The 12,122-nt window shown below is 71.6% G+C and carries 10 protein-coding genes; 3 read left to right on the top strand and 7 right to left on the bottom strand.

All coding sequences use genetic code 11. The features are described 5' to 3' along the window. Nucleotides 1–491: triphosphoribosyl-dephospho-CoA synthase (locus FE633_RS45880; protein ID WP_212747355.1), on the top strand; the 491-nt coding region annotated here is incomplete at its 5' end. Here FE633_RS45880 and FE633_RS45885 read toward each other — a convergent pair. The 4 genes from FE633_RS45885 to FE633_RS45900 form a co-directional block, all read right to left on the bottom strand. Next, nucleotides 466–1,674, bottom strand: a complete 1,209-nt coding sequence (locus FE633_RS45885) for an MFS transporter (protein ID WP_246114146.1) — start codon at nt 1,672–1,674, stop codon at nt 466–468. The genes FE633_RS45880 and FE633_RS45885 overlap by 26 nt on opposite strands. Nucleotides 1,675–1,893: 219 nt before the next feature. Continuing rightward, complete coding sequence (gene pdxR, locus FE633_RS45890) at nt 1,894–3,258, bottom strand: MocR-like pyridoxine biosynthesis transcription factor PdxR (RefSeq protein WP_138051093.1); 1,365 nt, start codon at nt 3,256–3,258, stop codon at nt 1,894–1,896. Between the two features lie 199 nt (nt 3,259–3,457). Continuing rightward, nucleotides 3,458–4,930: an aminopeptidase P family protein gene (locus tag FE633_RS45895; RefSeq protein WP_138051094.1), complete on the bottom strand. Its 1,473-nt coding sequence runs from the start codon at nt 4,928–4,930 to the stop codon at nt 3,458–3,460. A gap of 130 nt (nt 4,931–5,060) precedes the next feature. After that, nucleotides 5,061–6,572, bottom strand: a complete 1,512-nt coding sequence (locus FE633_RS45900; RefSeq protein WP_138051095.1) for a PP2C family protein-serine/threonine phosphatase — start codon at nt 6,570–6,572, stop codon at nt 5,061–5,063. 471 nt (nt 6,573–7,043) lie between these two features. Between FE633_RS45900 and FE633_RS45905 the strand changes: the two genes are divergently transcribed. Then, complete coding sequence (locus FE633_RS45905) at nt 7,044–7,709, top strand: bifunctional DNA primase/polymerase (protein WP_138051096.1); 666 nt, start codon at nt 7,044–7,046, stop codon at nt 7,707–7,709. Nucleotides 7,710–7,765: 56 nt separating this feature from the next. Further along, nucleotides 7,766–8,383, top strand: a complete 618-nt coding sequence (locus FE633_RS45910; RefSeq protein ID WP_138051097.1) for a hypothetical protein — start codon at nt 7,766–7,768, stop codon at nt 8,381–8,383. Between the two features lie 318 nt (nt 8,384–8,701). Here the strand turns inward: FE633_RS45910 and FE633_RS45915 are convergent, their stop codons facing one another. The 3 genes from FE633_RS45915 to FE633_RS45925 all read right to left on the bottom strand — a co-directional run bounded on the left by FE633_RS45915 (nt 8,702) and on the right by FE633_RS45925 (nt 11,391). Continuing rightward, complete coding sequence (locus FE633_RS45915; RefSeq protein ID WP_138051098.1) at nt 8,702–9,664, bottom strand: DUF5926 family protein; 963 nt, start codon at nt 9,662–9,664, stop codon at nt 8,702–8,704. Between the two features lie 186 nt (nt 9,665–9,850). Further along, the gene (locus FE633_RS45920; protein ID WP_138051099.1) at nt 9,851–10,480 is read right to left on the bottom strand and encodes an ATP-binding protein; all 630 of its coding nucleotides are present in this window, start codon (nt 10,478–10,480) and stop codon (nt 9,851–9,853) included. 98 nt (nt 10,481–10,578) lie between these two features. Then, nucleotides 10,579–11,391, bottom strand: coding sequence for a glycerophosphodiester phosphodiesterase (locus FE633_RS45925; RefSeq protein ID WP_138051100.1), 813 nt, complete (start codon nt 11,389–11,391; stop codon nt 10,579–10,581). Between the last annotated feature and the right edge of the window lie 731 nt (nt 11,392–12,122).

The following is a 12,122-nucleotide window of genomic DNA, read 5'->3' on the forward strand; positions in this document are numbered from 1 at the left end:
CCGCGGGGCGCGACCTCGCCGCGACCGCCAAGCGGCTCGCGGCACACCCCGACCGGCGGGCGCCGCGCCGCCCCTCCCGCGGCTCGTCGGTATCGGCGAAGTACGGGGCCGCCGGGGCGCGGGGCGAGGCCAGGGCCGGATTCCCGCACGTACGGCGGGCGTTGGACGCGCTGTCCGCCGCTCGCTCGGCCGGTGCCCCCGAGCCGTACGCCCGGCTCGACGCCCTGCTCACCGTCATGTCCACGCTTCAGGACACGGAGTTGCTGTACACGGTGGGCCCGCACGGCCTGCGGCATGTCCAGGCCGGCGCCCGGGGGGTTCTGGAAGCGGGAAGTACGTCCACGGAGGCGGGCCGCGCGGCCCTCGCCGCGTTCGACGACGACCTCCACGCGCGCGCGTGGAGCCCGCGCGGCAGCAGTGGGCTGCTGGCGGGGGCCCTTTTCCTGGACTCCCTTCCGGTGGCGGTCAGTTCACCGGCACGGGCGGCCTGACCTGATCGGCCCCCGGCGCGGCGGGCCGACTGCCCGCCGCCCAGCGCACCGCCGGGCCCATCCCGTACGAAGCCGCCAGCATCAGTCCTCCCAGGACCGGCCAGCCCGGCGTCCCCCAGCCCACGATCAGCGCCGTCAGGACCAGGGGCCCCGCTGTCCGCGCCACCGTCACACCGATGCCGAAGAAGCCCTGGTACTCGCCGACACGGTCCGCCGGGGCGAGGTCGAAGGAGAGCTGCCAGGAACCCGCCGACTGCTGCATCTCCGCGATGACCTGGAGCACCGCGCCCGCGGCCAGCACGCCCACCGCCATCAGGGGCGAGGCCCCGGCCGACAGGGCGAACACCGCGCACGACGCCAGCATCACGAGCCCGGAACGCCGCACCGCGCGCGTGGCCGACGCCGTCCCCGTCACCCCGCGCGCCATCCGCACCTGGAAGACCATCACCGCACCGGTGTTGAGCAAGAACAGCGCGGAGACCATCCAGGCCGGGGCCTCGGTCCGCTCGGCGATCCACAGCGGGACGCCCAGGCTGAGCAGCGGCATCCGCAGCAGCAGCACGGTGTTGAGGAGCGTGACGAGCGCATACGGGCGATCGCGCAGCACCCCGAGCCCGTGGCCCCGGTCCACACCCGCCGGGGATTCCGCCGGGGATCCCGCCGGGGTGACGGAGGGCAGCCGCAACAGCACCACCGCGCACAACAGGAAGCCCACCGCGTCCAGTGCGAACACCCAGAGGTAGGCGGCCCGTGTCCCCGCGTGCAGCGCGAGCCCGCCGAGCCCCGCGCCCACCGCGAGACCGGCGTTGAGCGTCGACTGGAGGTGCGCGAGCAGCCCGGTCCGCTCCTTGGGGGAGACCAGCCCGGCCAGCAGTGCCTGCCGGGCCGCCGCGAGCCCCGACTGCGCGGCGGCGTACGCGCACGCCGCGAGCACAAAGGGCACGAAGCCGCGCACGACGAGGAAGGACGCCACCGCGAGGCCGGTCGCGAGCGCGAGCAGCACCGCCGTGCCGCGTGGCCCACGCCGGTCCGCGAGCCGACCCAGGGGCACACCCACCAGCGAGCCGACCGCCCAGGCGACCGTGAGCCCGAGCCCCACGCGCGCGGGGGCGAGCCCGACGACATCGGTGAAGTAGAGGGCGGAGGTGACGTAGTAGGCGCCGTCTCCCACGGAGTTGCTCAACTGGGCCAGGGCCAGCACGCGTTGCGGGCCCGCGGGCGGGACAACACGGCCGGCCTCCGCGGGGGCTGCGGTTGGGGTTGCGGTTGGGGTTGCGGCTGGGGCGACGCGGTTGGTCATGGGCACGACGCTACGAGCGGTTTGGACCCCCAAACAGGCCCAATCATCAGGCCTTTCCGTGGCCCAATTCCAGCCGCACCGCCTGCCCTGGCGCCGGCCGGCTCAAGCCCTCAGCACCCGCGCGAGTACCTCCAACGCCTCGGGATAGGCCCGCTCCCGTGGTGTCCCGTACCCCACGACCATCCCCTGCGGGCGCCCCTCACCTGCCGCGTGCCAGTGCTCCCCGAGATGTCCCACCGCGAGCCCTTCCTCGGCGGCCCGCGCCAGCACCGTGCCCTCGTCGGCCACGTCCACCAGCGCGTGCAGCCCGGCCGCGATCCCTCGTACATTCCCCCGCGCTCCCAGCCGATCCAGCAGCTGATCCCTTCGCCGCCGGTAGCGCAGTCGGCACGCGCGTACGTGCCGGTCGTAGGCGTGGCTGGTGATCAGCTCGGCCAGGGCCAACTGGCCGATGGACTCGGTCTGGTGGTCGCTGTGCAGCTTGGCGTCGGCGACCGCGTCGGCCAGCCGCGGCGGCAGCACCATCCAGCCGAGCCGCAACGCGGGCCCGAGGGTCTTGGACGCCGTCCCCAGGTACACCACCTGTGCGGGCGCCATCCCCTGGAGGGCGCCCACGGGCTGCCGGTCGTAACGGAACTCCCCGTCGTAGTCGTCCTCGACGATCAGCCCGCCACGCGCGCGTGCCCAGTCGGTGAGCGCCCGCCGCCGCTCCGGGTGGAGCGTCACTCCGGTCGGGTACTGGTGGGCGGGCGTGACGACGACGGCCGCCGCGTCGCCCAACCCCTCGGCGTGGGCGCCCCGTTCGTCGACACCCACCGGGACCACGGTCCCTCCGTTGTGCCGCACCACGTCCCGGTGGAAGGGCAACCCAGGATCCTCCATCGCGATCACTCCGGACCCCAGCACGCGCGTGAGGAGCGCGAGCCCCTGCACATAACCGGTCGTGACCACGATCCGCTCAGGCGGAGCGATCACCCCGCGCGCCCGCCCCAAATACCCCGACAGCGCGGTCCGCAGCTCGATCCGGCCCCGTGGATCCCCGTAGTCGTACGCCAGGGACGGCGCGGTCGCGATGGCCCGCCGCAGCGCCCGCAGCCAGGCCGCCGCCGGGAAGGTACCTACGTCGGGGCTGCCCGGTCGCAGATCGAAACGGGGTGCACGCGCGTGCGTACCGTCCCCGGACGTGGCAAGGGCGGTGGTGCGCAGCGCTGCCACCTCGGTTCCCGCCCCCTGTCGCGCGGTCAGATAGCCCTCGGCGACCAGTTGGTCGTACGCCGCCTTCGCGGTCCCCCGCGAGATCCCCAGCTCGGCCGCGAGGCGCCGGGTCGCGGGCAGCCGGGTGCCCGGAGCGAGCCGTCCGTCACGTACGGCGTCCCGAAGCGCCCGCTCGAGTCCTTCCCGGCGCCCTGCCCTCGCGTCCGGTTCCACGTGCAGATCGACCCCGACTCCGGACCAGAAGCCGTCCACAAAAGCCGCCCCCTTGACTTGTCGGCGCCCTCCTGGGCACACGGAAGACCGGGTACCCCGTGGGGCACCCGGCCATCTCTGTCGTATTCAGCCCATCCGCGAAAGGCCGGGCAGGCCGGGCAGGCCGGGCAGGCCGGGCAGGCCGGGCAGGCCGGGCAGGCCGGGCAGGCCGGGCAGGCCGGAAAAAAGCCGGGGAATGTCAGCCCTTCAGGGCCGCCATCCACGCCTCGACCTCGTCGGAGCGGCGCGGCAGTCCCGCCGAGAGGTTCCTGTTGCCGTCCTCGGTGACCAGGATGTCGTCCTCGATACGGACGCCGATGCCGCGGTACTCCTCGGGCACCGTCAGGTCGTCCGCCTGGAAGTACAGGCCCGGCTCGACGGTCAGGCACATGCCCGGCTCCAGCGTGCTGTCCACATACGTCTCCGTCCGCGCCGCCGCGCAGTCGTGGACGTCCATGCCGAGCATGTGACCGGTGCCGTGCAGCGTCCAGCGGCGCTGCAGCCCCAGCTCCAGCACGCGCTCCACGGGCCCCTCGACCAGCCCCCACTCGACCAGCTTCGCGGCCAGCACGCGCTGCGCCGCATCGTGGAAGTCGCGGTACTTGGCGCCCGGCCGCACGGCCGCGATACCGGCTTCCTGGGCCTCGTACACGGCGTCGTAGATCTTCTTCTGGATCTCGCTGTACGTGCCGTTGACCGGCAGCGTGCGGGTCACGTCCGCCGTGTAGAGCGTGTGGGTCTCCACGCCCGCGTCCAGCAGCAGCAGGTCCCCGGAGCGGACGGGACCGTCGTTGCGCACCCAGTGCAGCGTGCAGGCGTGCGCGCCGGCCGCGCAGATGGACCCGTAACCGATGTCGTTGCCCTCGACCCGCGCGCGCAGGAAGAAGGTGCCCTCGATGTAGCGCTCGCTGGTCGCCTCGGCCTTGTCGAGGACCCGTACGACGTCCTCGAAGCCGCGCACGGTCGAGTCGACGGCCTTCTGCAGCTCGCCGGCCTCGAACTCGTCCTTGACCAGCCGGGCCTCGGAGAGGAAGACACGCAGCTCCTCGTCGCGCTCGGCGGTCACCTTGTCGGTGAGCGCCGCTTCGATCCCGGCGTCGTAGCCGCGTACGACTCGGACCGGGCCGGTCGCCTCGCGCAGCTTGTCGGCGAGCTCCCGGACGTCGGCGGCGGGGATGCCGTACAACTGCTCGGCCTCGGCCAGGGAGTGGCGGCGGCCGACCCACAGCTCGCCGTGGCCGGAGAGCCAGAACTCGCCGTTCTCCCGGTCCGAGCGCGGCAGCAGGTAGATCGTCGCCGTGTGGCCGCTTTTCCCGTCCGGGAGACGCCTCGGCTCCAGGACGAGGACGCCGTCTTCGGTGAGATTGCCGGTGAGGTACGCGTACTCGACGGAGGCGCGGAAGGGGTACTCGGTGTCGTTCGAGCGGGTCTTCAGGTTGCCCGCGGGAATGACCAGGCGCTCGCCCGGGAAGTGCCCCGAGAGCGCGGCACGGCGGGCCGCGGTGTGCTCGGCCTGGGCGATCGGCTCCAGACCGTGCAGCTCCGTGTCGGCCCAGCCGGACTTCATGTTCTCGGCCAGCTCGTCGGACACGCCCGGGTACAGGCCGTTCTTGCGCTGCTTGATCGGCTCTTCAGACTCGTCCGGGGTCGCCGGAGTGAGCTCTTCGGCCACGGTCATCCTCCTCGATACGGCACTGGACCCCGTCCATCGTACGGTCGTACGGAAGGGGGCCAAGGGGCCGGAAACCTCTTACGTGGCGTGCGCAGCCACCCCGCGTGCCCACCCTCTCGCCGCCGGTCGCTCACTCGAAACGAGCGGCGAGCAGAACCACGTCCTCCTCGCTGTCGGCCGCGTCCAGCCCGTCCGGCAGCACGCTCCGCAGCACGTGATCCGCGACCACGCCCGGGTCGCCGCGCAGTGACCGGGGCACGCCGGCCGCCGCCGCGTGCAGCCGCGCGAAGGCCCGGTCCGCCGGGTCGCCGGTGCGCTGCAGCAGCCCGTCCGTGTACAGCAGAACCGTCTCTCCAACGTTCGCCTGGAACTCCACGCTCGGCGCCTCCCAGCAGGCGAGCATCCCCAGGGGCGCGGACAGCGAGGTCTCCACGAACTCCGTGCGCCGGTCGCCGATCACCAGCGGCGGACTGTGCCCGGCCCCGGCCAGCGTGATCTTGCGCGACGCGGGCTCGCAGTACGCGAACAGCGCGGTGGCACAGCGGGCGGGCTCGGTCAGCCGGAGCAGCAGTTCCAGGTCGGACAGGACGGCGACGGGGTCTTCGCCCTCCATGACGGCGTACGCCCTCAGGGACGCCCTGAGCCGTCCCATCGCGGCGATCGCGCTGGGTCCCGAACCGGTGACGGAGCCGACCGCGAGGCCGAGCGCGGCGTCCGGCAGGGGCAGCGCGTCGTACCAGTCGCCGCCGCCGCGTGGGCCGGTGCGATGCCTGGCGGCGAGCTGGACTCCGGAGACCCGGGGCAGTCGTGAGGGGAGCAGCTCCTCGGCGATGGTCGTCATGCACGCGCGCGTGCGGTCCAGTTCGACCAGCCGGGCCAGGTGCTCGGCCGCGTACCGGGCGTACAGACCGACGAGGTGCCGCTGACGCTCGACCGGCTCGGCGGGTTCGTCGTACAGCCAGACGGCGGCGCCGAGGCGGCCGGCCGTCTCCGTGGACAGGGGGAGCGCGTAGCTGGCGGCGTAGCCGAGCCGGGCGGCGACCTCGCGGTGACGCGGGTCGAGCCCGTCCTCGGAGAACAGGTCGGGCTGGGCGATCTCTCCCTCACCGCCGGGCAGTCCGTCCAGAATCTTCCCGTACGACATGGAGCTGCGGGGGACCGTCTCGATGTGTCCGAGATCCGCCCGGGCGAGGCCCAGGCCGATGGTCGTGTCCGGGCCGAGGCCGTCGCCCGGCTCCAGTACGACGAGACCGCGCCGGGCGCCCACGAGGGCGGCTCCGGCGCGCAGCAGTTCGTGCAGTCCGTCGTCCAGTGAGGCGGTGCGGGTCAGCCGCTCGGTCAGTTCGTGCAGCGTCGTGAGATCGGAGATCCAACCGGCGAGTCTGTCCTGAAGAACAGCCCCGGGGGTGTTTGGGGGCGTGGCCGAAGTGGCACCCGAGGCGGCAGTCGGCGGCGCGACAGTGTGTGTGGGTGCCGGAACCGTTGAATCGATTCCAGCCACTTTCGGAAGGTGAGGGGCGTTCATGGTGTCCGGCTTTCCGACCGGTGCGTATTGCTCAAAAGCATCGCAAACCCCCATGTCATTCTGCGCCGCTAGCAGTGTCTCCACATCTACACGCACTCGTGAGGGGATGTCCAGCATTGTCCTGCTGGGATTCCTGGTGTCCGTGGGGATGTCGCGGAAAAGCAAAGTTGGCTTAAAACTGCCTCGGGCAACGGCCTATTGCGGTCGACTGGCCTTGTTCGACGGAGCGTCACAGCGGTCGTGATGGGTACGTACTCGGTGAAGGCCAGGGGTTGTTGGGATCGTCCCGGAACCTGGCGACGGACCCGGGCGTCTTAACCACCAACGACCGTGCCCCATCCTCCCGTGGCGGAGGCGGCGAGAAATGCGCGGGACGGCAAACGCCAGGCGTCGCCACCCCACGCCATGCCCGTGCTTTTGATAGACGCAGTATGGACGCGGACGCAGCCAATGTTCGGCCCATAGGGGTTCCCCTTGTCCTGGACAAGGGTGTGATGCGCCAGCAGGTACGCACAGTGAAGTGATCGACACATGGTGTGATGTGGTCCTCGGTGTTGCCAGGCGTGCAACGGAAAGGAACGAGCGCTCATGCGCGAGATCCTCGGAAGGCGACGCAGGCTCCTGTCCCGGCGAGACAACGACAGGCCTGAGATGCTCGGTGCGGCCCTGACGTTCGCGACCGCATGGCAGTGGCCTGTACTCCCCGGTGTGGCACCGGACCCGCAGGGGCGTGCCCGCTGCGCGTGTCCCGACCCGGAATGCACGGTCCCCGGCGCCCACCCCTTCGACCCCGGCCTCCTCGCGGCCACGACCGACGAGCGCATGGTGCGCTGGTGGTGGACGAACCGGCCGACGGCGCCGATCATCCTCGCCACCGGTGGCATGGCCCCCTGCGCGGTGAGCCTGCCGGCCCTCGCCGCCTCCCGCGCCCTTGCGGCGCTCGACCACATGGGCATGCGCCTCGGTCCCGTGATCGCGTCCCCCACGCGCTGGGCGCTGCTCGTGAAGCCGTACTCCATGGAGCAGTTGGGTGAGCTGCTCTACGCCAAGGACTTCGTGCCCGGCTCGCTGCGCTTCCACGGAGAGGGCGGCTACCTCGCGCTGCCCCCGTCCGAGACCGGCCAGGGCCCGATCTGCTGGGAGCGGGCGCCGCTGCCCGGCTCGGCCGCGCCCTGGGTGCCCGATGTGGAGGCAGTCGTGGACGCCGTGGTGGAGGCCCTCACTCGTACGGGTGTGAGTGCCCCCGAGTTGTAGGGGAAGCGGGCACACGGCGGACGGAGCGCTCCTGCTCGGTCGTTATCGTCCCCCTCATGAATCTTCGCCTGCTGGCGATGACGGGCGCCGTCGTGGTCTCGGTGGCTCTGCGGCTGACTGTGGCGTCCGCCGGGCCGGTGGGCCATGGGGCGGGCAACAGCGCCGCCGCGTCCGAACCCGCTGCCGCCAGGCCGTCCGAAGCCGCTGCCGACAAGCCCTCCGGGGTCGATGGCGAGCGCTCCGAGGCCGATGACCGACTCTCCGGGGCCGACGAGCCCTCCGAGAAGCAGCTCGCACCGCGGCGGTCCCCGTTGGCGCTCGACCTGGGGTTCACCACCACCGCCCGGTGCGGCCCCGAACTCGCCTCTCCTGGCGGCATCGAGGCGCAGACCTGCGTCCTGACACAGGAGCGGGACACCTGGGCGCGTACGTACTACCGCAACGCGACCGGCGACGGCCTCAGCTCCGTACTGACCCTCATGGGGCCCGGTGGCCGCACCGTCCAGATGCACTGCGCGGCGGCCGCGGACGACGAGCCGGCGGTATGCGAGACGCCCCGGGAACGGACGACGGGGGATGCGCGGGCGTATACGGCGGTCGCGGAGTTCGCGGAATCCGGCGGTGGACCGTTGCTCCTGCGCTCGGGAAGCAATTCGCCGGGTGGATCCGGGTAGGCGCTCGCAGAGCCGCCTGCAGCCGTGCCGGTCCGTGTGAAGGGTCAACTCACCTGCCTGGACGGCGGGTTGAGACTCGCGCCCTGGACGGGCCTGGATCCGGAAAAGGAAAAGACCCGGTTGCTGGCGACGGGGGATGCACCAGCAACCGGGCTATTGGAACGGTAACAAGAGATCGGCGGTTAGCAAATTCGATCTCGGCTATTCGGACACCGATTCTCCTGCTTCAAGGGGGAGTTGTGACAGGAGTCACCCATTCTGTGAACACCCCGGGCGGCTGACTGGTCGGTCAGCCGGAGACCGGGGGTCGGCCGGGTCTCAACTGAGCGTGACCTGGCGGTTGGTGAGGCCGCCGCGCGCCCGCCGTTCGTCCGGGGTCAGCGGTGCGTCCGTGGCCAGCGCGGCGGCGAGCCGCTCGGCGAACTCGGCCGCCGGCTTCTCGATGTCCTCCGCGGTGACGCCGGTCGGCAGGTCCCAGACCGGCACCGTGAGGCCGTGCGCACGGAAGGAGCCCACGAGGCGGGTGCCTTCTCCGAGGCTCGACTGCCCGGCCGCGTGCAGTCGCGCGAGCGCGTCCAGAAGCTGCTCCTCGGGATGCGGCATGACCCAGCGCAGGTGGTTCTTGTCCGGGGTCTCGCACCAGTACGCGGCGTCGACGCCCGCGAGCTTCACGGTCGGGATGGCGGCGGCGTTCGCCCGCTCCAGGGAAGCGGCCACCTCCGGCGTCGCGTTCTCCGAGTCCGGAACCCAGAACTCGAAGCCCGAGTGCACAACTGGCTCGAACGCGCCTTCGGGATCGAGCAGATCCTGCAGTCGTGGCCCGTCTGCCGGAGCGCGCCGGCCCTGGACCGGAGTGCCGGGCTGCGCGGTCAGTGCGCGCTGCAGGGTGTCGGCCAGGTCGCGGCTGATGTCGCCGGACGCCGTGTCGTTCTGCAGGCCGAACAGCACCGAGCCGTCGTCCCGGCGCAGCGCCGGCCATGCCATCGGCAGGACGGTCGCGAGCGTGACCGACGGAACCCCCTCGGGGAGGGACTCCCTGAGGTTCAGCTCGACGGTGGCCGCGGGCACCAGCTCGCGCAGCGCGATCCAGTCGCCCTCGCCCGGCAGGCCCTCGAAGGGGCGCTGCACCAGCTCGGTCACGGCGTGCGCGGCGGCCCGCCCATGACAGGCCTTGTAGCGGCGGCCGCTGCCGCAGGGGCAGGGCTCGCGGGCACCCACCACCGGGATCTGCCCGTCCTGCAGCTGAGGCTTGGCCTTCGTCTGGGGTCGCTTCTTGGCCATCGTGGGTGTCTCCCGGTTACGGCTCGACTCGTACGGGCGCGAGCCTAGCTGCTCGTACGAGGACCGACGGGACCCTGTGGACAACCTGCCGGGGGTCCCGGAACCAGTGACTCTGCCCGGACCGGCGACTCAGCTCAAACCGGCGCCTCGGGCCAGACCGGTAAGTCAGCCGAGACCGGTGCGCACTCAGTCCAGGTCGTCGAACGCGTCCGCGAAGCCCAGGTCGGGTATCGCGGACACCGGCGGGGCCGTGACGCGCGTCGCGAAGTCATGGCGACGGTGCCCGGCGTGCACGTCCTTGTGGACGACCACCCACACCGTGACCTCGCCCGGTGTGTCGTCCCGGACACCCCAGTCGTCGGCCAGCGCGGTGATGATGTTCAGCCCACGGCCGCCGTGTGCGGTGACCGAGGGCGTGGCGGGAACCGGACGGGTCGGACCACCACCGTCCGTCACCTCGACGGTGAGTCTTCCGCTCGGTTCCACCCGCCACGCGGCCCGGACGTCACCGTCCCCGGCCAGGACGTCGCCCAGCGGCCTGCCGTGCCGGCAGGCGTTGCTCAGCAGTTCGGAAAGGATCAGTACGGCATCGTCGATGACCGCTTCCGCCACACCGCCTGTGCGCAGCTGAACCCGCATGCGGTGTCTTGCTTCCCCCACGCCCGCAGGGCCATGGGGTACGGCCATGCTCGACGACGTGGGCACCTCCTGTGCCACCACCAACGCCACCCCCGAGACCTCCTTTGCCCCACGCCACGGTGTGGATGCCCCTCTGGACTGAACCGGAAACCGGCCAATGCACGTGCAGTGACGCACTCGTAACCGTCGAACACGCACCGAACGCGCCGGAGCACTCCCTGTAATCGAATGGCCGAAACTCGACTCTGTGTGACCGAACGTCGAGGGCGTGGAGGTCAGCGGCCCAGTTGGCGCAGTACCGCGCGTGGGCGATTGGTGATGATGGCGTCGACGCCCAGTCGGACGCAGAGGTCGACGTCCTCGGGCTCGTTCACGGTCCATACGTGAACTTGGTGTCCGGCCAGCTTCAGGCGCTCGATGAGTGCCGGATGGCTGCGCACGATCCGTACGGAAGGGCCCGCGATCCGGATGCCCTCGGGAAGCCGCCCGTCACGCAGCCGGGGTGTGACGAACTGCGTCAGATGGACCGTCGGCAGTGTCGCGGACGCTGCTCGGATGCGGTGCAGAGAGCGTGCCGAGAAGCTCATGACGCGTACGGGTGATATGTCGGCGGACGCCGGGGCGTCCAGGCCGAAACGCTTCAGGAGGTGCAGCAGGCGCTCCTCGACCTGGCCCGCCCAGCGTGTGGGGTGCTTCGTCTCGATGGCCAGCTCGACCGGGCGGCCGGCGTCGGCGACGAGTTCGAGGAGGCGTTCGAGCGTGAGGACGGACTGCTGATCCCAGCTCGGAGGCCGCTCCTGCTCCCAGTCGGGCGCCTCGTCGCGGTTCTTCCAGGAGCCGAAGTCCAGGGCGGCGAGATCGGCGAGCTCCAGGGCGGAGACGGCGCCACGGCCGTTGGACGTGCGGTTGACGCGGCGGTCGTGGACGCAGACGAGGTGACCGTCCGCGGTCAGCCGTACATCACACTCGAGAGCGTCGGCCCCGTCCTCGATCGCCTTCTGGTAAGCGGCAAGGGTGTGCTCAGGGGCCTCTTCGGAGGCTCCGCGATGGGCGACGACCTGGATCAGGTGCTGTCGTGCGTGGGTCACCGCGTCATGGTGCCACCGCGCCCGGTCCTCTGCGTCATGGGGTCGTCCCGTTCGGGTACGCGTGAGTCGGCGGCGCACGAGATGCGATGGGTTTGTCGGACAGGTCCTATATAAAGGAAGGTCCCGGACCCACAGGCACCGCTTATGGTGCCCTGACGTCCCGTGGGAAAAGCTGACGGCAGACGAAAACACACGCACAGCTGAATCGCGCCGGGAGCACCACCATGTGTGCAGAACGCGACCGAGTGCGATCTGAAAGTACAGCCGTGGATCGAGAGGAAGAGCTGTGAGCACCGAGAACGAGGGCACTGCGGTACCCCCCGCCCCGTCTGCACCTCCTGTGCCGGTGGAAACTCCCGCTGCTTCCACGCCTTCGGAGCAGGGAATTCCACAGGGTTCACAGGAGACGGGCCCTCACGCGCAGATGGCCGCGCACCGGGAGACGGGACAGGGCGCCGGCTCGTCCCACGAAGCGTCTTCGTCTCCGGGGCCGTCTTCGTATCCGGGGGCGGCACAGCCGCCGTCGCACGGGAACGCTCCGACGCCCATGCCGCCGGCGATGCCTCCCGGGGCACCCGAGGGCGCGGGCGCCGCCTCCGGTCCCGAGGCGGGCTCCTGGCCGCCTCCGCCGCCGGCCACCCCCTCGTACGCGAACGGCGGCGGCTCGGGAGCCGGCGGCTGGGGCTCCTCGTGGCAGCAGCCCGCGCCCAAGTCGGGCGGCGGGCGCGGCG

The sequence above is a fragment of the Streptomyces montanus genome (genome assembly GCF_005786655.1).
GTDB classification, from domain to species: domain Bacteria; phylum Actinomycetota; class Actinomycetes; order Streptomycetales; family Streptomycetaceae; genus Streptomyces; species Streptomyces sporangiiformans.